At 40.7% G+C, this 20,701-nt stretch carries 21 protein-coding genes and 1 riboswitch; of the genes, 16 read left to right on the top strand and 5 right to left on the bottom strand.

Translation table 11 applies throughout. From position 1 onward, the window contains the following. Positions 1-7: 7 nt before the first annotated feature. On the bottom strand, positions 8-1,309 hold the full coding sequence (locus J7E57_RS15170; RefSeq protein WP_215165531.1) for a leucine-rich repeat-containing protein kinase family protein: 1,302 nt from the start codon (positions 1,307-1,309) through the stop codon (positions 8-10). A 51-nt stretch (positions 1,310-1,360) separates the two neighbouring features. Next, the gene (gene abc-f, locus J7E57_RS15165; protein ID WP_215165528.1) at positions 1,361-2,947 is read right to left on the bottom strand and encodes a ribosomal protection-like ABC-F family protein; all 1,587 of its coding nucleotides are present in this window, start codon (positions 2,945-2,947) and stop codon (positions 1,361-1,363) included. Between the two features lie 529 nt (positions 2,948-3,476). Then, positions 3,477-3,565: riboswitch (TPP riboswitch) on the top strand. 64 nt (positions 3,566-3,629) lie between these two features. On the opposite strand from abc-f, the gene thiS reads away from it, so the two are divergent. From thiS to moeB, 7 genes are all read left to right on the top strand, one after another. Beyond that, positions 3,630-3,833 carry a sulfur carrier protein ThiS gene (gene thiS / locus J7E57_RS15160; RefSeq protein ID WP_029277981.1) on the top strand — a complete coding sequence of 68 codons (204 nt, stop codon included), beginning with the start codon at positions 3,630-3,632 and terminating at the stop codon, positions 3,831-3,833. 131 nt (positions 3,834-3,964) lie between these two features. Then, on the top strand, positions 3,965-5,848 hold the full coding sequence (gene thiC, locus J7E57_RS15155; RefSeq protein WP_215165526.1) for a phosphomethylpyrimidine synthase ThiC: 1,884 nt from the start codon (positions 3,965-3,967) through the stop codon (positions 5,846-5,848). A 6-nt stretch (positions 5,849-5,854) separates the two neighbouring features. Then, positions 5,855-6,460, top strand: coding sequence for a thiamine phosphate synthase (locus J7E57_RS15150; RefSeq protein ID WP_215165519.1), 606 nt, complete (start codon positions 5,855-5,857; stop codon positions 6,458-6,460). Positions 6,461-6,470: 10 nt separating this feature from the next. Continuing rightward, positions 6,471-7,106, top strand: coding sequence for a thiamine phosphate synthase (locus J7E57_RS15145; protein WP_215165517.1), 636 nt, complete (start codon positions 6,471-6,473; stop codon positions 7,104-7,106). 11 nt (positions 7,107-7,117) lie between these two features. Then, complete coding sequence (locus J7E57_RS15140; protein WP_215165513.1) at positions 7,118-7,888, top strand: thiazole synthase; 771 nt, start codon at positions 7,118-7,120, stop codon at positions 7,886-7,888. Further along, positions 7,875-8,999, top strand: a complete 1,125-nt coding sequence (gene thiH / locus J7E57_RS15135; protein ID WP_215165511.1) for a 2-iminoacetate synthase ThiH — start codon at positions 7,875-7,877, stop codon at positions 8,997-8,999. The genes J7E57_RS15140 and thiH overlap by 14 nt, the downstream gene beginning before the upstream one ends. Beyond that, positions 8,993-10,030: a HesA/MoeB/ThiF family protein gene (gene moeB, locus J7E57_RS15130; RefSeq protein ID WP_215165509.1), complete on the top strand. Its 1,038-nt coding sequence runs from the start codon at positions 8,993-8,995 to the stop codon at positions 10,028-10,030. Before thiH ends, moeB begins: the two co-directional genes overlap by 7 nt. Before the next feature lie 236 nt (positions 10,031-10,266). On the opposite strand, the gene J7E57_RS15125 is transcribed toward moeB, so the two are convergent. Together J7E57_RS15125 and J7E57_RS15120 are read right to left on the bottom strand one after the other, a co-directional pair. After that, positions 10,267-11,289 (bottom strand): hypothetical protein, encoded by a 1,023-nt coding sequence (locus J7E57_RS15125; protein WP_215165507.1) that lies wholly within the window; start codon positions 11,287-11,289, stop codon positions 10,267-10,269. Next, the gene (locus tag J7E57_RS15120) at positions 11,286-11,642 is read right to left on the bottom strand and encodes a hypothetical protein (RefSeq protein ID WP_215165505.1); all 357 of its coding nucleotides are present in this window, start codon (positions 11,640-11,642) and stop codon (positions 11,286-11,288) included. The genes J7E57_RS15125 and J7E57_RS15120 overlap by 4 nt, the downstream gene beginning before the upstream one ends. A gap of 605 nt (positions 11,643-12,247) precedes the next feature. Here J7E57_RS15120 and J7E57_RS15115 point away from each other — a divergent pair. After that, entirely contained in the window at positions 12,248-12,799 is a 552-nt protein-coding gene (locus tag J7E57_RS15115; protein ID WP_215165503.1) for a hypothetical protein, read from the top strand. An 88-nt stretch (positions 12,800-12,887) separates the two neighbouring features. On the opposite strand, the gene J7E57_RS15110 is transcribed toward J7E57_RS15115, so the two are convergent. Further along, a complete protein-coding gene (locus J7E57_RS15110; RefSeq protein ID WP_215165501.1) occupies positions 12,888-14,156 on the bottom strand; it encodes a hypothetical protein in 1,269 nt (422 codons plus the stop codon). Positions 14,157-14,518: 362 nt separating this feature from the next. On the opposite strand from J7E57_RS15110, the gene J7E57_RS15105 reads away from it, so the two are divergent. From J7E57_RS15105 to J7E57_RS15070, 8 genes are all read left to right on the top strand, one after another. Beyond that, a complete protein-coding gene (locus J7E57_RS15105; protein ID WP_215165499.1) occupies positions 14,519-14,713 on the top strand; it encodes a hypothetical protein in 195 nt (64 codons plus the stop codon). A gap of 202 nt (positions 14,714-14,915) precedes the next feature. Continuing rightward, positions 14,916-16,580, top strand: a complete 1,665-nt coding sequence (locus tag J7E57_RS15100) for a tetratricopeptide repeat-containing sensor histidine kinase (RefSeq protein WP_251029929.1) — start codon at positions 14,916-14,918, stop codon at positions 16,578-16,580. 10 nt (positions 16,581-16,590) lie between these two features. Beyond that, positions 16,591-17,250 carry a response regulator gene (locus tag J7E57_RS15095; RefSeq protein WP_251029928.1) on the top strand — a complete coding sequence of 220 codons (660 nt, stop codon included), beginning with the start codon at positions 16,591-16,593 and terminating at the stop codon, positions 17,248-17,250. 292 nt (positions 17,251-17,542) lie between these two features. Then, the gene (locus J7E57_RS15090; RefSeq protein WP_215165497.1) at positions 17,543-17,875 is read left to right on the top strand and encodes a YegP family protein; all 333 of its coding nucleotides are present in this window, start codon (positions 17,543-17,545) and stop codon (positions 17,873-17,875) included. Between the two features lie 11 nt (positions 17,876-17,886). Beyond that, on the top strand, positions 17,887-18,951 hold the full coding sequence (locus J7E57_RS15085) for a type I restriction endonuclease (protein WP_215165494.1): 1,065 nt from the start codon (positions 17,887-17,889) through the stop codon (positions 18,949-18,951). A gap of 390 nt (positions 18,952-19,341) precedes the next feature. Beyond that, a complete protein-coding gene (locus J7E57_RS15080; protein ID WP_215165492.1) occupies positions 19,342-19,677 on the top strand; it encodes a hypothetical protein in 336 nt (111 codons plus the stop codon). Positions 19,678-19,862: 185 nt separating this feature from the next. After that, a complete protein-coding gene (locus J7E57_RS15075) occupies positions 19,863-20,069 on the top strand; it encodes a hypothetical protein (protein ID WP_215165490.1) in 207 nt (68 codons plus the stop codon). A gap of 230 nt (positions 20,070-20,299) precedes the next feature. After that, the gene (locus J7E57_RS15070) at positions 20,300-20,680 is read left to right on the top strand and encodes a DUF6232 family protein (RefSeq protein ID WP_215165485.1); all 381 of its coding nucleotides are present in this window, start codon (positions 20,300-20,302) and stop codon (positions 20,678-20,680) included. Positions 20,681-20,701 lie beyond the last annotated feature (21 nt).

Genomic DNA, 20,701 nt, shown 5'->3' with positions numbered 1-20,701 from the left:
TTTGCAGTTAAATATTAGCCAGTGCTTTAACCAAATCCTGAAAACCAGGCCTGTTTAATGGTGATGCAACTAAGCAGGCGTCTCTTAAGGTACCCAAAGCATTCGAACACGTTTCGCTTACCGTTTCGTTTTTTAACGAAAGTAAATCATCGAGCAGGTAACCATAAGCGCTCACTTCTATCCGCTCTAGCGCAGTGGCAAGTGTAACCTCAGCCTGATCATAAAAACTTGCAGCACCAAAATCGCCGAACAATGTACTGCCCTCATCATCAATCAGAATATTGTGCGCATATAAATCGCCATGCATAATTCCGGCCTCGTGCAATTGCGCGGCTAAGGAGGCAATGGTTTTGGCAATACTCAGCAACTGTTTTTCCGACAGCTGCATCCCTTCAGGAAAAACATCCCTGGTGCAGCTCTCTAAACTCGGCGGATTACCCAGATTATAAAAATGATGAGGAATGAGGTCCATCACCAGTCCTTTTTTATCTTCTGGATGCAGGGCAATCTGTCCGATTAAATTAACCAAACCAGGGTGGTAACCCGCAGCAATGTAGGCCGTCATTTCATCTTCCGGCAAGCCATCGCTGGTTACATTGCCCTTAAATAATTTAACGGCTACCTCCTGGGTTTCATCACCAATAGTCCGGTTTGCTTTTGAGATGATGCCCGAAGCGCCTTCACCCAATAAATGGTTAATCTCTAAATCGTGCCAATTAATTAACGAAAGTGTTTCTACAGCAGGAGTTTTACTAAAGTTGTTCCCCGAAAATGCAATCCACGAAAGTTTAGGCATCATGGCAATCCATTGTGGCAGCTCATGCAGTTTATTAGCAGCAATCCGCAGTAACGATAAATTTTGGCAATTACTTAATTCATCGGGCAATTGCACCAAACGATTACCTGATAACATCAGCTTTTGCATCCGCGTACACTGCCCAATCTCTTTTGGCAATTCGGCAATGTTATTGTTTGTTAAAATCAGCCAGCGAAGATTAGGATTCAGCGATTTTGCAGGCACCGTTTTAATCTGGTTAGATTTAAAACCGGCAATATCCAGCAAAGGGCAGTCGGCCAATTGCTCAGGCATAACCGTGAAAAGGTTTTCTGAACAGAAGAAAATCTTCAATTTCTTTAAACGGCCAAAATCTGCCGGCAATGCACTTAATTTATTAAAAGACAAATCCAGCACCTCCAAAGTATCGGCCAACTCGAATATTTCGTTCGGAAACTCGGTTAGGTTTTCAGAAAGTTTTAACGATACTGCTCCTTTAAGTTCGCCACTTTGTAGTGCTAACAGGTTTTGCATAGGTGTACTGATTTTAATAATTTGGAACGAAGATAAGGCTATATATTTATTTTAAAGATCAATGCTATGTTCTGCATAAATTTGGTCAAGAAAATATTCATCGTGCGATATGACTAAAAGCGTTCCCGGGTATTCGTTAATGGCTGCTGTTAAAATTTCTACATTCTGAATATCGAGGTTATTGGTAGGCTCATCCAATATAATCAGGTCGGGCGATTGGTTGCTGATGGTTAACGAACAAAGGATCAACCGCATTTTCTCACCGCCACTTAAAGCCGAACAAGGTTTGTCCCAATCGGTTTTGCCAAACAAAAACCGGTTTAAGCGGATTTTTACTTCATGCTCCTGCAATGCTCCAGAGTTGTATTGCTGGGCCTGTTCGTAAACTGTAAGTTGATTATCGATCAACGAATAATCCTGGTCAATATACATGGAGCTAATGTCTGCTTTGTTTAAACTTCCTACCGAGGGTTGGAGCTGCCCCAAAATAAGCTTGATCAAGGTGGTTTTGCCCGATCCGTTCCGGCCCTTTATCACGTAACGCTCAGCACTAAAAATCTGAAAACTAAGCGGCTCCTTCCAAAGTAACTCATCTTGAAAAGCAAAATTGACCTCCTTAGCTTCAACAATACTTTTTCCTTTGTGCAGCCTGGCTTGGTTGAAACCGATCTTCATTTTGTCTGCATCAGGCAGCACAGACCTGAGTTGGCTTAATTCAGCAGAAATATGATCGAGCTTTTCGGTATGCACGGCCTTTAATTTTGCTGTACTTCTTTCTGCATTATTTTTTAACGTATTCATCGAAATGGTCGGCAATCCAGCTTTTTCCTGTTTTTTCTTCCCTTTGGCATCAAGCTTCTGCTGCCGCTCGATCGATTCCCGCTCCACTTCTTTAGCCTTGCGCAGTGCTTTTTCCTTTGCTTTTAAATCATTGTTCAAAGCAGTATTTTCAATTTTCTTTTGCGCAACATAGAAATCGTAATTACCGCCATAAATGGTTATTCCCCGCTTACTTAACTCGCAAACTTTCTCAATCTGGTTCAATAAAGTACGGTCGTGGCTCACCACCACCAAAGTATTCCTGGTCAATCGGATATAATCGTATAACCTGTTTCTGCCTTCCTGATCCAAATGATTGGTCGGTTCATCCATCAAAACAATATCCGGACGGTGTATCACGATGCCAGCCAAAAATACGCAGGTTTTTTGTCCCCCGCTTAAACTTTCCATTTTTTGGTTCAAGTCTAGACCTGCCAATTGCCAATAACTCAAAGCTTCCGCGCAACGTTCCTCAATGGTCCAGTCATCGTTGAGCATGGCCAAATTTTCGTCGGTTACTTCTCCGTTCAGAATTTCGTTCAGCGCTTTTAGTTTATCTTCAATCCTGAGTGCCTGTGCAACGGTAAAATCATTAAATTGACCGAAAAGCTGTGGCACATAATAAGGCACCGATTCCGTTTTAACATATCCGGCAGTTGGCCTGAGTTTACCCGACAAAATTTTTAAAAGTGTCGATTTCCCTGTCCCATTATGACCAATGAGTGCAATTTTTTCGTATTTGTTGATGGTAAGATTTAAGTCTGAAAACAGTAAATCTCCATTAGGATGGATATAGTTAGCCCCTTGTAGAATAAGCATAAATTTCTTTTTTTATTGTAAATAATTGCAGGAACGGAACCGCTCTGCTGGTTATCTATTTTCTGAAAAGAAATGAATCTTACATATATGGGGTGATTTGATGATGTTGCAAAGATAAGGAATTTTTGCGTTTTGCGAAAGGCGGTTGGCTCGTTCACGGTCTTTAGTCCGAGGTTTGGGAGAAAAGTGTCGTCATTGCAAGAAGGCTTTTTCAGCCGACGAAGCAATCTTACAACGATCGCTAGTGGCGTACGCATTAGATTATTCATTTATGCATATTTTTTTTAAAGGCATTCATGAGCTCACTTTCGTTCGGTTATCTTCGTCCCTCGCAATGACGACCTTTCTTAAGAGATCTGTCAATGGTAGTGCAACGAAGGATCTTTATCCAACAGATTTTGGTTCTGTGTTGCATCGATTAAAGGTTCTTCACTGCGTTCAAAATGACATCAATACCACTAGCGATAAAGTATAGATTTTATCTATATCTTTTTTTATTTGCATTAGAAATTTAATCGCATATATTTACAAAAAACTTTAGGGGTGCCTACGTGCTGAGAAATACCCTTTGAACCTGATGCAGTTAGTACTGCCGAAGGGAAAAGTGAAAGCAATTTTACATTGCTGTCTTTTCGATCTCCATTTTGGGGCAATCTCTATAGTTTTTCCAATTTTTTAAAATATGGAAGTAACTATAAACAATCAAAACTATCTACTCAACGAAGCCTGTTCCATTGAACAGATGCTTGCTGTTGTCATTTCAACCGAAACAAACGGTCTTGCCATTGCCGTAAATCAGACCATTATTCCCAAATCAGACTGGGCAACCCATGTATTAAATCCAGCCGATCAGGTTATACTCATAAAAGCCACGCAGGGAGGATAATAGAATGAATAAATTTTGAATGATTGAATGTAAAGTATAGCCAATTTATTCCTTTCTGTCATTTAATCATTCTCTCACTCAATAACTCAATCAATCCCTCATTCAATCACTCAATAATTGATTCTACTCATATGAAACAAGAAAAAACACCGAACCAAGAGGTGATCAGCCGCAGTCCTTTTCCGGCCTCACGCAAAATCTTCGTACCTGGAAAAATCCACGATATCCAGGTGGCCATGCGCGAAATCAGTTTATCGGAAACCAAAATCCATAGTGGATTTGGATTAACCGAGCCTAATCCGCCTGTTACGGTTTACGATACCAGCGGCCCCTATACTGATCCTAATGCTGTTATTGATGTAAAAAAAGGCTTACCACGCCTAAGGGAACAATGGATTAAAGACAGGCTTGATGTGGTAGAACTTGCTGAACTATCTTCTGCTTATGGACAACAGCGCCTGGCCGACGAGAAGCTTGATGCCTTACGCTTTAATTTCATCAACAAACCTTACAGGGCGCAAGTCGGCGCCAATGTATCTCAAATGCATTATGCAAAAAAAGGCATCATTACGGCCGAAATGGAATATATCGCCATTAGGGAAAACCAACAGATCGAACTGTTAAATGCGCAATTGGGCGATCAGCACGATGTAATGAATCATCAGCACCAGGGCAATAGCTTTGGCGCAAATACACCAAAAGGCTACATCACACCCGAATTTGTAAGGGCAGAGGTAGCAGCTGGCAGGGCGGTAATTCCTTGCAATATCAATCACCCCGAACTCGAGCCCATGATTATTGGCCGAAACTTTCTGGTAAAAATTAACGCCAATATCGGTAACTCGGCCGTAACCTCTACCATCGAAGAAGAAGTAGAAAAAGCCGTTTGGGCCTGCCGTTGGGGAGCCGATACCATTATGGATTTATCAACGGGGAAAAATATCCACGAAACCCGCGAATGGATTATCCGCAATTCGCCTGTACCCATTGGTACCGTTCCTATTTATCAGGCTTTAGAAAAAGTAAATGGAAAAGCAGAAGACCTCACCTGGGAAATCTTCCGCGATACGTTGATTGAGCAGGCCGAACAGGGCGTAGATTATTTTACCATCCATGCCGGTGTACTGCTCCGTTATGTGCCTTTAACCGCTAAAAGGATTACAGGTATTGTTTCGCGTGGCGGATCCATTATGGCCAAATGGTGCCTGGCCCATCACAAAGAAAACTTTCTGTATACCCATTTTGAGGAGATCTGCGAAATTATGAAGGCGTATGATGTGGCCTTTTCGTTAGGCGATGGTTTGAGGCCTGGCTGTATTGCCGATGCAAATGATGCCGCACAGTTTTCGGAGCTCGAAACGCTTGGCGAACTCACTAAAATAGCCTGGAAACACGATGTACAAACCATTATAGAGGGGCCCGGGCACGTACCCATGCACCTGATTAAAACCAATATGGAAAAACAACTCGAGCATTGCGGCGAAGCGCCATTTTACACTTTAGGCCCTTTAACAATCGATATTGCGCCAGGTTACGACCACATTACCTCGGCCATTGGTGCAGCCATGATCGGCTGGTTTGGCACAGCGATGCTCTGTTATGTAACCCCGAAAGAACACTTGGGCCTGCCTAATAAAAAAGATGTTAAAGACGGTGTAATTACCTATAAAATTGCCGCCCATGCAGCCGATTTAGCCAAAGGCCATCCAGGTGCGCAATACCGTGACAATGCTTTAAGCAAGGCCAGGTTCGAATTTAGATGGGAAGATCAGTTTAACCTCTCGCTCGATCCCGATACCGCAAAAGAATTTCATGATGAAACCTTACCTGCAGAGGGCGCCAAGATTGCACACTTCTGTTCGATGTGCGGACCAAATTTCTGCTCGATGAAAATTACGCAGGATGTGAGGGAGTATGCTGCAAAACAGGGCGTAGAAGCAGAAGAGGCTTTAGCACAGGGCATGCAGGAAAAATCGAAAGAGTTTACCCAAAAAGGAAGCGAAATTTATTCTTAAACCGCTATGGAATTGATTGTAATTGCCAAGCCAATCCTTTTTAAGGAAGAATGCCATCTTGTAAATCAGCTTTTCGAAGCCGGTTTACAGATTTTCCATTTGCGCAAGGAAAATGCCGATGAAGCCGGGTATCGTAAAATTGTGGAAGGCATTTTACCAGAATACCATCCACGCATTGCCTTACACCATTTCCATGCACTGGCCAATAATTATAATATTCATAGAATCCACCATACTGAAAGCTTTAGAAAAAATATTATGCCCAATACCTTGCCGCCGCAAAAGCATATATGGAGCACATCTATTCATCAGTTATCAGATATAGATCGGATTAGGCCATACCATTACAGTTTTTATGGCCCGGTATTCAACAGCCTTTCCAAGCCAGGTTACATGGGGGTTATTCCTCCAGGTTTTCATTTAAACAAACCTAACAGCAATACAAAATTAATCGCTTTGGGTGGCATTGGCCTCAACCAGATCGATCAGGTAAAAGAAATGAATTTCGATGGCATTGCGCTATTGGGCTGCATCTGGAACGATCCCGCTCAAGCCTTAATCAATTTTAAAAAAGCACAACAACATTGCCTGGCGCACCATCAACCGTTTTAAAAACATCAATATGATTCACCCATTACAATATATTTCGCAAGCACCCCGAACAGGTACCCATATCGATGCCATTGAGCAGGTGCTCCAAGCTGGCGGAAAATGGATCCAGCTCCGCATTAAAAACCAGGCCGAAGCCGAAATCCTGCCTTTTGCAAAAGCCGCGCAGGCTTTATGCGAAAAGTATGGTGCCAAGCTTATCATAAATGATTTTCCGCACCTGGCAAAAGCCGTAAATAGTTATGGCGTACACCTGGGCCTGCAGGATATGCCCATTTCCGAAGCCAGGAAAATTATCAGCAAACACCAGATCATCGGCGGTACAGCCAATACCTTCGAACACATTTTGCAAAGGGTAGCAGAGGGTGCCGATTATATTGGCCTTGGCCCCTTTAGGTTTACCCGGACCAAAGAAAACCTGAGCCCGGTTGTGGGCTTAGCGGGCTACCACAAACTAATGGAAACAGTGCGAAAAGCTGGAATTAACACCCCCATTATCGCCATAGGTGGCATTGAAGCCGCTGATATTCCGGCTATACTCGAAACCGGAATTTACGGAATCGCCATCTCGGCAGCGCTCACCAACCAAACACAAACGGCTGCGGTTATTGAAGAAATCAACGGCAAGTTCAGTATTCATTCGATTTAAAAATTACAGATATGTTAACCATAGCAGATCAAACCTTTAGCTCTCGCCTCTTTACCGGCACCGGAAAATTCAGTTCTGCCAAAGAGATGGAAAGTGCCTTAATTGCCTCGGCCTCCGAACTGGTTACCGTAGCGCTCAAACGTGTAGATTTAAAAGGCAAGGACGACGATATCCTTCATCACCTTAAATATCCGCACATCAATTTATTGCCCAACACCTCTGGTGTGCGCAATGCAAAAGAAGCCGTTTTTGCCGCTCAGCTGGCACGCGAAGCCTTAGAAACCAACTGGATCAAACTGGAAATCCACCCAGATCCGAAATACCTCATGCCAGATCCGATCGAAACCTTAAAAGCCACTGAAGAACTGGTTAAACTCGGTTTTGTGGTTTTGCCATATATCCATGCCGACCCGGTTTTATGTAAACGTTTGGAAGATGTGGGCACGGCAGCAGTAATGCCGCTGGGCTCCCCAATTGGCAGTAACAAGGGATTAAGAACGATCGATTTTTTAGAGATTATCATCAGCCAGAGCAGGGTCCCGGTTATTATTGATGCCGGGATAGGTGCGCCATCTGATGCTGCCAAAGCCATGGAAATTGGTGCTGATGCCGTTTTGGTGAACACCGCCATTGCCATAGCCAAAGACCCAACCAATATGGCTATTGCCTTTAAAATGGCTGTAGAAGCCGGAAGAATGGCTTTCGAGTCTAAACTAGGCGCCCAAACACACTATGCTGCAGCAAGCAGTCCACTAACCGCATTTTTAGATGAAGAGTTTTAACGAGGTATTCGAATCCCACAATTGGGACGATACCAGGGCCAGTATTTACGATAAAACAGCTGCAGATGTAGAACGGGCATTGCGCAATACACAGCGCGATCTGGAAGATTTTAAGGCGCTTATTTCTCCCGCAGCGCTGCCTTATCTCGAAGATATGGCGCAGATTAGCCAGCGATTAACTTTAGACCGTTTCGGTCGGGTAATACAAATGTACATCCCGCTTTACCTCTCCAACGAATGCAATAATATCTGTACCTATTGTGGTTTCAGTTATGACAATAAAGTAAGACGGAGAACGCTCAACCCAATGGAAATTATGCAGGAAGTTGCGGTAATTAAAGGAATGGGTTACGACCATGTTTTGCTCGTTACCGGCGAAGCCAACCAAAGTGTGCACACCGATTACTTTAAAAAAGTATTAGACCTCATCAGCCCACATTTTGCCCATATATCTATGGAGGTGCAGCCTTTGGATGTAGCCGACTACGAAACCCTTATTCCGCACGGGCTAAATACGGTATTGGTTTACCAGGAAACCTACCATCAGGATGACTACCGAAAGCACCATCCAAAAGGCAAAAAATCGAACTTTCTGTACCGCTTAGAAACGCCTGACCGTTTGGGGCAGGCAGGAATCCATAAAATGGGGCTTGGCGTATTAATTGGCTTGGAAGACTGGCGTACAGATTCATTTTTTACGGCCCTGCATCTCTCTTATCTCGAAAAACAATATTGGCAAAGTAAATTCAGTATTTCTTTCCCCAGGCTGCGGCCTTTTAGCGGCGGCTTAGAACCTAAAGTAGTGATGAACGATAAGGAATTAGTGCAACTGATCTGTGCTTACCGCTTATTCAACAGTGAAGTAGAGCTGTCTATTTCTACCCGCGAAACGGTAGCTTTCAGAAACCAGGTGATTAAGTTGGGTATTACTGCTATTAGTGCCGGTTCTAAAACCAATCCGGGTGGTTACCAGGTAGAACCGCAATCCTTAGAGCAGTTCGAAATATCTGACGAACGTTCGGCACAGGAAATTGCGGCCATGATCAGAAAACAGGGTTATGAGCCTATTTGGAAAGATTGGGATATGAGTTTGATCCAAAAATCATGTTAATAAAAGAAGAACTGAACCGTTACAACAGGCAGATGATCCTGCCCGAACTGGGCCTCTCCGGACAGGAAAAGCTAAAAGCCGCCAAAGTATTGGTTATCGGCGCAGGTGGTTTAGGTTGCCCGGTATTGCAGTATTTGGCCGCAGCGGGCATAGGAACAATCGGAATTGTAGATGATGATGTGGTAGAATTGAGCAACCTGCACCGGCAAATTTTGTATAACCATACTGATATTGGGCAACCTAAAGCAAAAATTGCCGCTGCAAAACTCCAATTGCTTAATCCGCATGTGGGCTTCAGTGCCTGTCACGAACGTTTTAGGGCTGATAATGCGCTGAGTATTTGCGAGAATTATGATCTGGTAGTCGATTGCTCGGATAATTTTACCACCCGCTACCTGGTAAACGATACCTGTGTGGCTTTAGGCAAAACACTTATTTTCGGTTCTATTTTACAGTTCGAAGGTCAGGTTGCGGTATTTAACCACCAGGGTAGCGCAAACTATAGAGACCTCTATGCAGCGCCACCAACTGAAAATATTGACTGTGTAGAAGGAGGGGTAATTGGCATTTTACCAGGCCTAATAGGTTTGTATATGGCCAATGAAGCTTTAAAATTAATCTGTGGCATTGGCGAAACACTTTCGGGCAAACTAATGACTGTTAATGCATTGAACAATGCCGTGCTGGTATTTAAAATTGCCTCAAAAAAACCAACCGATACCGCAAAACCAGCACCTGCCAAAACCGATAAAGCGCTACCAGAAATCGATAGCACAACATTAGATCGCTGGCTGGAAACCAACGCTGATGAAGTTTTTTTAATTGATGTACGCGAAAGCTACGAACACGAAGACGGCAATATTGGAGGCATCAACCTTTCACTGTACGAACTCAGGGAGTCGCTTGCAGCTATCCCAAAAAACAAAAAAGTAGTGTGTTATTGCCAAACCGGGCAAAGAAGCAAAATGGCAGTGCAGTTATTGGTGGGGGTTTATGAAGGAGAAGTATATAGTTTGAAGGAGGGGATGTAGTTCAGTTGTTCATCAGTCATTGGTTAAAGTTGCATTATGCCTAAAGCTAAGCGCTTATCAATTTTAATCGCAATTTCGTAAACAACAGTTCCCGTTCCATCATACTGAACTTGTTTCAGTATCTATCATACTACCTACAAAGATTTTGAAAAGCATCACCCGTCATTTAATCACAAAGGCGCAAAGCAGACGGAACTGGCGCATCATTTGGCGCGTCGTTCTTTTAAGGCATTTCACTAAAAATCGATAGAAAAACCTCCGCCAAGAACAAAACCTTTATCGAAATTTGGTGGAAGCTCACCTGCAGTATACTTGATCGCAATCTTGGTTTTGGTGCCCGGACCTAAATTAATTTTAAGCAGCTTTTCTATCCTGATCATGTAAAAGTAATTCCAGTCTTTACCTGCGTTTTTCAACAATAAATTACGGTCGAGGTCGTAATACGAATCGAATAAAAAAGCGATCCGCTCATTTCCGGAAAGTATACCCGTTTCCCATTCAGCTTTAAGATTTAACCTGTTCATAAATTTTGAGTCTTCAAGCAAAGGGGCAAGGCTGGTTTTATTGGCGCCGGTTACGTAATCATAACCGACAGATAAATCCAACTGCCTGGGATTGTTGTTTTTTGCTGCCCTTAACAAACCAAAAGGAAAATCGAGAATCGAACTCAGGTAAGAAGTGGAAACAGAAAGTTGCGGGCCAAATGCAAAATCGTAATTCCTGAAATCCTGTGTGGTTTCATGTTTCGCATGCAGGTTAAATGATAGCCACAAAGGCGAAGCTACCTGTGCGGTCTGATCACGTATTTGTTGAACAAGAGGGTCTTTTCCGGGAGGTAGCTCTGGGTCATCATCTGCCAGCGGATCTATATTGCTACGCGGCCCAAGGTCTTTGCCTTTTACGTGAAACAGGGGCTGCCCCTCCAATTTAATTTCCGAAATCAGGCTGCTGTTTTTGTTTTTATCCTCAGCAACGGTTACAAAACCCCTGCTGCCTAATGATAGGTTAAGTTTATTAATTTTAGCCGGGTCCTTGCCCAATAGTTTTTTATCCAGTTGAAACTGATAATCAATCCCGAATGATCCTTTTTCCGGATCGATAAATTTAAGGTCAAGTTTTAGCCCATATTTATCGAATACTTTAAACGAACCCGACGCTTCTACCATACTTTTTTTTACCAGGGTATCGGCACCAGTTGTTTGTGCAGCTGCCAGGCTTCCAAAACCCAGGCAAGAGATCAATAATAGCGCCCTTTTCATTTTCCTATCGCTCTAGTGGTAAGCTTATCACTTGGAAAAACGGCCTTATCAGCCCAGGTGTTTATCATCGCTTCGTTGGTCTGCGTATCCTTATCCAGGTCGACCAGGATATCTTCAAGCGCCAGCAAAACATTATAATGCACTAAAATCTGGTTAAAATTATAGGCAAACCTGATTTTTGATCTTTTAATGGCATCAGGATCTATCCCCCAATTCATATCCTTTACCTTGGCCGCTAAAAATTCATCCCAGGCATCAAATGGATTTACATCATCAAGCGGATTGTCTGATACACCGAAATAAGTGCGCTTAATGAAACGTCGTTTCTTTTCCGTTAACTCTGATTCTTTCATAATGGGTCTTTTGGTTTTAACTCAATAACAAGAATATTGGTGTAGGCTCAAGCAGGCTATAAAATAAAACTAAATCTACATATTAAGCAGTTCATTATCAATACCTCATGTTGGGTTACATTATTGTTGGTTCATTCGGCAATGGTTTATTCGGTTAATTGTAAACCAAACCGAGTATCCCATTCCATATCATTTGACCATATAGGCTTCAGCATTGTTTAATCAGCGCTAATCGCTCCCCGCCAAACGCCCGACTGTTTCCACAATTCATCTTACATTTTCCATACTTTTTAACCGCAAAGCGCACAGAGAGAAGGCGTAAAGGCCGCAGCGTTGGGTTGTAATGTTTTTTAACATATAAGCCTCTTATATTACGCTACAATTGCCAGGCTCTAGTAGATAGATCGTCATCGACCGAAGCAAAAGCAATCGTCAATCCCACGCAAGTGGAAACCGCTCAATGCATCTCAATCATCTTGGGAATGACGACGCACAGAGAATAGCGCTTTAATTGAACTCCATCTCCCGGCTCTCAACTAAAAACTCGGCCTAATCTTTGCTTCTACCGAAGCTTAAATTTCATAAGGAAAACCCCATTTTAGCTCATGAATAAACTACCAGCACTATCGCCAAAACCATTCGTATCCCTTTTAATCCTGCTTAGCCTTTTCTGCTCGGCCTGTTCCGAAACACCAGAACATTTTTTCGACATTACGATCTTAAACACCAACATAATCAACGATTTTGCCAGCGCCGACCTGGCCCGCCACCTAAACGACGAAACCAAAGAATATCCCGATATCCCATCCAGTAAAAAGAAAGGCAACGAAGCCGCTACCAACCTCAACAACAAAATATTATACCTCGAGCAGTCGCTGGAAAAGGTAAAAAAGCTCTCCACCTCTGGCGATGAAGAAAAAGAAATTAAAGCCCTTTCCCAGCAATTGTACGAATTGGTCATCCCCGTTTATAAAAACGAATACCTCGCTTACGCCAAACTGTGCGACAGTAAAGGCAGCCAAAGTGCCAAAGATGAAATTATTGACAGCATCGACCAAAAATATGGTGCCCGCTTTGAGCAAAACTTTAATGCACTAATGGAAAAAGGCAAAGCCTACGCCCAAAAAAATAACATCCCGGTAAACTGGGGCAAATAAATACAGCAATGCTTTATTCAGGTGTGATCCATCTGGGTTAAAGCATTAATCACCGCTAACACATCTCATAGCCCAATAATAGGTTAAACTATTGTTGGGCTAATTGGGCTTCAGAATAATCGGCAATATGCTCATCAGTCTTCTGCTCTTGATTATCAACAGTAACTTTTCTCTTCATCTTACTCGCCGAATAACCACAAAGGCTTATAAAAAAAGTGGCACATAAAAGCCATATTAAATGGGTAAGTAGATATCGATAATAAGAAATATGGTTTTTTAATATACCAGTAGAAAGTTTCTTTAATACTCTTGACGTGTCTGATGGATATAAGCCAGCAGTCGTAAAATATTCATGGTTAGCCCCATAGCCTCTATACCAAACTTTACCTAGCGAATATGAGGTTAAGGTATCGGGCAAATTGATTTTTCTTTGCTGTTTTAAGGTTTGAATATTTAATGGAATTACTGTGGCACCCGCCCTTTGCTCCCCATCTTTAATTGGCTCATAATGGTCGCCATCCCAATACATAGATTTCTCATCTGCTTTAGGTAGCCTAATTGTAGTTGCGCTGTTTTCCCAGACAACAAAAGAGGCGCTACCGATTAAAAGTAAAGTAATGCAAGTAATAATGATTTGGCGTGTTGGGAAGCGGGGTTCATAAACTGGTTCTCCAGGGGGATCTACATTTATAGTTTCGTCTGCACCTTTATCTCCATCATTAATTTTAACAGGGATAATTATTACAGGAGGAGTTGTTGGTTTAACTACAGGCTCTTTTTCTCCTCTATTTTCTGTTTCACCAAATGGTTCAATAGTATTTGGCCCCTCCATTGGTTCTTTTTTTCCCTTTTCTACCTCGTCCTTATTGCCTGATTCTTCAATTATATTGTTTCCTTCATTTTCAAGCTTCTGCTCCCCTCCATCATTATCACCAGTTGTTTCGTTTTGTGTTTTATCTATTTTGACATCAGGTTTTTCAATAATATCTTGTTTATCAAAGCTATTGTAATAAGATATGCTTGTCCTTGGCTGAAAATCTATTAACCAAGCCAAGAGTTCAATAAACTTTATTCCAGGATTTGGTACATCACGCCTTATAATTTTGGGCATCTGCTTAAATTTTGAAGCAAAAGAGCTATTTATAAGACCAAAATATCCTTTGCCTTGTTCTGCGGCACCAAAGAATTGTCTAAGTATTTCCTCGTCTTTGGAAGTAAGTTGTCTTTCACGATAAACAATCAGACATTCTTCACGCAAACTTCCTGGAGTAGGATTCAACAAATTAGAGGATAAACTTTCATCTTCCTTTTTTTTCTGATAAGCAGTCAGGACTGCTTTTCCATATTCTTCGGGCATTTTTAAAAAATTTAGTCGTAAAAATAAGACGGAATTTCCGGAATTTTTACGGTTAACCGGAATTCTAACGGAATGAAAGGAACGAACGGAATCTTTTGATAACTAGCGATTTGAAGCCCCCATATTTGTATCGTTGATCAGCACAGGTGGCGATTCATTATCAAAGCTAAATTAAAAAACTGATTAATAAAAGAGGAGAAATCGCGGTAGTGAATAACCGGTTTGGGAAGCAGTTACTAGCTCCCGCGACAGACACTCATACTTCCCAAAAATTGCAGAAGGCCTTCTGATTTACAAATCGTAGCAAGCCCCGCGTAAGGCGGGGACTCTACCAAGTATTTCATTTCTAAAATTTTTGAATCATGTTTTTACCATTATTTATCGCTATCCTATTAGGATTGGCAACGCCTGCAAATACAAACCATTCTGCATCTTGTGGCGGAACAACAACTGTAAATACTGCTGATACTGACCCAACTGATCCTGGAGATACAGACCCGACCGATCCAGGAGACGATGGTACAGGAGGAGATACAGGACAAAATCCTCCAAGATAATATTTCCAAAGGAAGATGGCTAAAAGTCATCTTCCTTTTTTTATTGTAATCCTTTCAAAAATCGAAATAGCCTTTTCAATTTCGCTTCAGGTTTTATCTAAGCAGAAAATTAATAGACACATGTTATAATATATTTAATAACAAAATACGGAGGTAATAAAAAGCGCCTTATTTTTTTGTATTTTCGAATAAAAATAGCTTCTTGAAACTGCTCTTCTCATTTATTCTTCTCCTATTTCTATTTTCTTGTTCAAAAAAAGAAAGTATAGAAAAGAAATTTCAAAATCCATATTACGATATAGCCAAAAAGTATCGGGACAACGGAAAAGCAGATAGTGCCTTTATTGTATTTAATCAGGCAAAAGAATTTGGTTTAGAAAATAGTGATAGTTTAAGCGTAGCCAGTAGTTTAATTAATATGGCCATATTGCTAACAAATGCAGGTGATTACTTTGGTGGTCAAGAAACCTCGCTTCAGGCTAATAAATATCTAAATGAAAACAACCCGAAGCATCATTACTATTTAGGATCCAATTATAATAATTTAGGCATAGCCACGTACAATTTAAAGGATTATAAAAATTCATTAAAGCTGTATAATTTAGCTATTAAATTTTCTGACGATTCTTTAGATACCCGCATGTATTTAAATAATCAGGCAAAAGTGTTCCAAGAAATAAAGGATTACAAATCGGCACTCAAAATATATGATCAGATCTTAGCAAAAACCGCTAAAAATGAAAATGAATATGCGCGCGTACTAACCAATATTGCTAAGACAAAGTGGCTTGAAAATCCAGCGTACAATCCTATTCCAGATTTTTTGAAATCATTGCAAATTCGAAAAAGAGAAAATGATTTATGGGGGCAAAATTCAAGCTATGCACATCTTTCTGATTACTATACCTCAAAACGGCCAGATTCTGCATTGAACTGTGCACTGATAAGATATAGAATCGCACAAAAATTAAATAGTCCCACAGATAAACTCGAAGCGCTTCAAAAACTTATTAAATTAAGTTCTTACATAAAAACTAAACAATACTTTGAAATCTATCAACAACTTGATGATAGTATACAGAACGCCCGTAATGCAGCTAAAAATCAATTTGCCCTCGTTCGCTATGAAACCGAAAAAAACAAAGCCGATTTTCTAAAGGCTCAGGCCGAGAACATTGAGAAGCAAAAAGATATACTTTTAAGAAATATAGAGATTGTCACTTTGGTAATATGTTTAATATTGGGTTATTACTTATACCAAAGAAGACAAAAAAGCCTGCAACAGGAAAAAGAAATAGAAGTAAAAAAGACGGAACTTAAGTACATTAAAAAAGTTCATGATGGTGTAGCAAATGGATTGTATCGGATTATGAACAAACTCGATAACCAAGAGGCTTTAAAAGACAATCCTATTATTAACGAAATCGAAGAACTCTACGAGCAATCGCGTGATATTTCTTATGAAAGACCAAGATCGAAAAACCAACCTTTTAATGAAAAAATAGCTGAAGTATTAAAATCCTTCGCCTCAGAAAGTACGAGAGTGATACTTGTAGGAAACTCCACTCCATTATGGGAAAAGGTATCCGAGCAGGCGAAGGATGAAGTAGAACATATCCTTCAGGAACTGATGGTAAATATGGATAAACACAGCCAGGCAAGTGATGTAGTGATCAAATTTGAGCAGGTGCAACAAAAAATAAACATTTATTATACGGATAATGGTATTGGCATTTCGGGTAAAGTGCAGGCTAATAATGGCCTCACGAATACGGGAACCCGTATTGCAGCAATTGATGGTACCATTACCTTTGATACCAATGTAGAAAAGGGACTTAAAATTCGAATCTCTTTTCCGGTTTCCTAATTGTATAGATATGTTTAAAAGAATACTTATTGCCGAAGATCAAGAAACACAGAATATTTCGCTGCAAAAAACATTGGCCGAACTTGGCACTGAAAAACCCGAATATGTATATTATTGTGATGACGCACTTACCTGGATCAAAAATGCCGTTAAAGCGGAACGTCCCTATGATCTACTAATTACCGACCTCTATTTTGAAGAAGATCATAACCAGCAAAAAATTGATGGAGGTGTAGAACTCATCAAAGCTGCAAAAGAGGTGCAGCCCAATTTAAAAACCCTTGTGTTTTCTGGAGAAAACAGACCTGCAGTTATCGATATGTTATTTAAAGAAATGCATATTGATGGTTATGTGAGAAAAGCCCGTCATGACAGCCAGAATTTAAGATTAGCCATATCTGCTATCCATAACCATAAAAAATACATCTCGCCCGATTTAAAACAGGCCAGAAAAGAAAATAATTCGCACGATTTTACAGATCTCGATATTGCCATCATCGCTCAACTGGTTGATGGAACGCCTCAAAAAAACATCCCTTATTATTTACAGGAAAACAATATTAAACCATCTGGCTTAAGCAGCATCGAAAAGCGCCTAAACCTGATGAAGGAAGTGCTTGGTTTTTCTAAAACGAGCAGCTTATTGCTTATTGCAAGGATATCGGGATAATTTAGGATCGTGTGAGGCGTTTGGCGGTTTGTTAGTCAAGAGCCTTCAGTCCTTAGTCTTTAGGTCTGAGTCGATTAATCTTGTTGAGTTCCTATTGCGGTTGTCATCCTGAGCGTAGTCGAAGGATCTTTAGCGATTCATAAATATTAGATCGATGAGGGAAGAGTGTTTTAGTTTTAAGCTCATGTCAATTAATCAATCTCAACAATTATCCCCCATGAACTAGTCTACGGTTTCCCGTAAGGATGCATCATATTCCTCCCATACTTTTGAGCAGCTTAAAAAAACAACTATGGGAAAATTTATCATTACCAAAAGAACAAACGGCGAATACCAGTTTAATCTCGAAGCAGCAAACGGCGGCGTTATCCTCACCAGCGAGGGCTACGCCACAAAAGTTGGCTGCAACAAAGGTATCGAATCGGTAAAAACCAATGCACCAACAGATGCAAGGTACGACAGAAAAATTGCCAAAAACGGAGCCTACTATTTCAATTTAAAAGCTGCGAATGGCGAAATTATCGGTACCAGCCAAATGTATACCACTGCTGATGCCAGAGATAACGGTATCGAATCGGTTAAAGAAAACGCGCCGGATGCATCAGTAAAAGATGAAACCATTTAACACAAAAAGTTATGGATCTTAAACTAAAGTTAGAACAACTTCATCAGCGGGTGGTGGGCTTAAAAGATCAGATCAATACCGAAGAGGCTACGAAAAATGCATTTGTAATGCCCTTTATCCAAATCCTCGGTTACGACATTTTTAACCCTACAGAAGTTATACCCGAACATATTTGCGATATCGGCACCAAAAAAGGCGAAAAGGTAGATTATGTCATCCGTAAAAACAACGAGCCAATCCTCATTTTCGAATGTAAACATTGGAAAGAAAGTGCCGATGCGCACAACTCTCAGCTACACCGCTACTACCATGTTTCTAAAGCACGCTTTGGCGTATTAACCAACGGTACAGTTTATAACTTTTACGCCGATCTGGAAAAACCGAATATTATGGACGAAAAACCATTCTTAACCATCGATATCGAAGACCTGAAAGATAACGCCATTAAAATCCTCGAAAGTTTTACCAAAAACGAATATAATTTAGAAACGATCCTCGATTCGGCAGAAGGTTTAAAATACATTAAAGCCATCAGAAAGGAGTTTGAAAAAGAAATAGACAGCCCTTCTGATGAAATGGTGAAACTATTGGTGAACCGTTTTTTCGACAAACCCTTAACGGCAAACCGGATGATTGCTTTTAAAGATTACACCAAAAAAGCCCTTACCATTTCGATCAACGAATCCATCAGCGACCGCTTAAAATCGGCATTGAATATTAACGAGAAAATAGAGAGAAAAGAGGAGGGCAAAGTGATGCCCGTTAATGAAGATCCCGATGCTTCTAAAATCGTAACTACTGAAGAGGAATTAGAAGCCTTCCAGATTGTAAAGGCCATTTTGCGCGAGAAGATTCCATCTTCCAGGATCGCTGCACGAGATACCCAATCTTACTTTGGCGTATTGCTGGATGACAATAACCGTAAACCAATTTGCAGGTTCCATTTTAATACCGTTAACAAGTACATCGAAACTTTCGAGAAAGGGAAAGATGCCGGCGAGAAAAAACAGCTGTTTAACCTTGATGAGCTTTATAACTATAGGGATCAGCTGCATCAGACTATAGAAAATTACTAATCATCCGCTCATCTCTCAAAAAATGTAGAGGTTGCTTTATGGCCTGTTTTGAGAACAGACAAGGCAGCCTCTCATTTTAAAATAACTAACTAATTAGATTGTAAGCATATAATAGAGGGACCGTCATTTCGAGCGAAGTGCAACGCAGCCGAGAAATCAGTTTAGATAGATCTCTCCACTTCGCGTTGCTCCGGTCGAGATGACGATCATTCTATTGGAATCTGTCAATGGTAGCGGATTCGAAGGATTATTACTGAAGTTTTAAACAGCAGGTCGTCTTAAGTGGTAAAAACAACACACCAATCAATGCCACCTATTATTTAACCCGAATATGGTCCCCCTTAAGGTTAGCCGTAAGGAATCCGTTTTTAGCCTAAATAACTTAGTGCTATGAAAAATCTCATGATACTCCTGTTACTCACATCCGCAATAGCAACCGCCGAGGCACAAAAAAGGAAAGTGATCACCTATCAGTTAATGGAACCTGGTTTCAACAACAAAACAATTAAGGGCACCATCAGCGAAGTGTACACCACAAAACGTTATGGCAAAACCTTCTGGTGGGTGCGTATCGGCACCGACACCTTAATCCACGTATGGCGCAGGCACCTCGATACGGCAACCATGAAACCAGGTGTAAACCGCGCTTTTTATTCCATTAAACGCCTCGATAATAGCTGGTGGAAGAAAGAAAAATCAGAAGATTATGTGAAGCCGAAGGAATAATTCATTTCGTAAAAATCCATATAAACGATTGGCGATTTTGAGTAGGGCTATATGTCTCGCGAGGTCGTCATTTCGACCGCAGTGGAGAAATCTGATAAAAAGAAACTTATAAATTTTGCTTTACGGTTTTCCTTTAGGAAAAGATTTCTTGTCGCTATTAGGTTTATAGTCTAAAATAATTTAAGATGAAAAAGTATTATGTAAACAAAAATGCCCAAAGTAACGGCGATCATGAAGTTCATGATGAAAACTGTACTTACTTACCTTCTAGTGATAACAGAAAGTATTTGGGAGAATTTTCTTCATGTAAAGACGCGGTAACAGAAGCGAAAAAAACTTACAGCAAATCAAACGGTTGCAGAACATGTTCTATAGACTGCCACACCACGTAAAACTGATATAGCTTTTAAGTGCTTAAAAATTGAAGGATTGTTTCATGTTCGTTTAAGAAAATGGGGCAATCCTTCTTTAGTGTCTACATTCTCCGCAAAAGCATATAATCAACTGGAAATCAACTTATAATTTTTCTTGAATACTTTGTCTTTTTACGGTTTTCCGTAAGGTATGGGGTTTAGGCTTGTATACTTTTGATCAACAAACTCAAACACCTTATAAACTAAACATGGAAACACAATTACAAAATGAAGTAACGTTTTATCAAGATGTAAATGTTACGGTTACCCAATCGAGATATGTTACCAACTCAAAAACATATGCGATGAGGAACATATCCTCAGTTCATATTTTTGAAATTGTAAAAAGTAAAACCCTACCTATTGTGATGGTCATACTCGGTGGCCTGATGCTCCTTTCTGAAGCATCAAGGGTTCTAGGTTTTATTCTTCTGGCTATTGGCATCTTAATTTTAGTCCTTATCAAAAACGAATTCACAGTCAGAATCAGTACAAATGCAGGAGAAGTGAACAGTATTGTTTCGAAAGACAGATTATATGTTCAGAATATTGTTAACGCACTTAATGATGCAATTGTATTCAGAGGTTAAAACATTCAATCCGCCCTAATT

The sequence above is a fragment of the Pedobacter sp. ISL-64 genome (assembly GCF_018613605.1).
GTDB lineage: Bacteria > Bacteroidota > Bacteroidia > Sphingobacteriales > Sphingobacteriaceae > Pedobacter.
Note: the sequence above shows the minus strand (reverse complement) of the source record. Positions and strands in the feature narration are given on the sequence as shown.

What these genes read in the sequence shown, in the direction of transcription:
- J7E57_RS15110 (WP_215165501.1), bottom strand. Translation starts at nt 14,156, where the DNA reads ATGCCCGAAGAATATGGAAAAGCAGTCCTGACTGCTTATCAGAAAAAA.
- J7E57_RS15095 (WP_251029928.1), top strand. Translation starts at nt 16,591, where the DNA reads ATGTTTAAAAGAATACTTATTGCCGAAGATCAAGAAACACAGAATATT.
- J7E57_RS15115 (WP_215165503.1), top strand. Translation starts at nt 12,248, where the DNA reads ATGAATAAACTACCAGCACTATCGCCAAAACCATTCGTATCCCTTTTA.
- J7E57_RS15150 (WP_215165519.1), top strand. Translation starts at nt 5,855, where the DNA reads ATGGAATTGATTGTAATTGCCAAGCCAATCCTTTTTAAGGAAGAATGC.
- J7E57_RS15080 (WP_215165492.1), top strand. Translation starts at nt 19,342, where the DNA reads ATGAAAAATCTCATGATACTCCTGTTACTCACATCCGCAATAGCAACC.
- J7E57_RS15140 (WP_215165513.1), top strand. Translation starts at nt 7,118, where the DNA reads ATGTTAACCATAGCAGATCAAACCTTTAGCTCTCGCCTCTTTACCGGC.
- thiS (WP_029277981.1), top strand. Translation starts at nt 3,630, where the DNA reads ATGGAAGTAACTATAAACAATCAAAACTATCTACTCAACGAAGCCTGT.
- J7E57_RS15090 (WP_215165497.1), top strand. Translation starts at nt 17,543, where the DNA reads ATGGGAAAATTTATCATTACCAAAAGAACAAACGGCGAATACCAGTTT.
- J7E57_RS15070 (WP_215165485.1), top strand. Translation starts at nt 20,300, where the DNA reads ATGGAAACACAATTACAAAATGAAGTAACGTTTTATCAAGATGTAAAT.
- thiC (WP_215165526.1), top strand. Translation starts at nt 3,965, where the DNA reads ATGAAACAAGAAAAAACACCGAACCAAGAGGTGATCAGCCGCAGTCCT.
- moeB (WP_215165509.1), top strand. Translation starts at nt 8,993, where the DNA reads ATGTTAATAAAAGAAGAACTGAACCGTTACAACAGGCAGATGATCCTG.
- abc-f (WP_215165528.1), bottom strand. Translation starts at nt 2,947, where the DNA reads ATGCTTATTCTACAAGGGGCTAACTATATCCATCCTAATGGAGATTTA.
- J7E57_RS15075 (WP_215165490.1), top strand. Translation starts at nt 19,863, where the DNA reads ATGAAAAAGTATTATGTAAACAAAAATGCCCAAAGTAACGGCGATCAT.
- J7E57_RS15105 (WP_215165499.1), top strand. Translation starts at nt 14,519, where the DNA reads ATGTTTTTACCATTATTTATCGCTATCCTATTAGGATTGGCAACGCCT.
- J7E57_RS15125 (WP_215165507.1), bottom strand. Translation starts at nt 11,289, where the DNA reads ATGAAAAGGGCGCTATTATTGATCTCTTGCCTGGGTTTTGGAAGCCTG.
- J7E57_RS15170 (WP_215165531.1), bottom strand. Translation starts at nt 1,309, where the DNA reads ATGCAAAACCTGTTAGCACTACAAAGTGGCGAACTTAAAGGAGCAGTA.
- J7E57_RS15085 (WP_215165494.1), top strand. Translation starts at nt 17,887, where the DNA reads ATGGATCTTAAACTAAAGTTAGAACAACTTCATCAGCGGGTGGTGGGC.
- thiH (WP_215165511.1), top strand. Translation starts at nt 7,875, where the DNA reads ATGAAGAGTTTTAACGAGGTATTCGAATCCCACAATTGGGACGATACC.
- J7E57_RS15145 (WP_215165517.1), top strand. Translation starts at nt 6,471, where the DNA reads ATGATTCACCCATTACAATATATTTCGCAAGCACCCCGAACAGGTACC.
- J7E57_RS15120 (WP_215165505.1), bottom strand. Translation starts at nt 11,642, where the DNA reads ATGAAAGAATCAGAGTTAACGGAAAAGAAACGACGTTTCATTAAGCGC.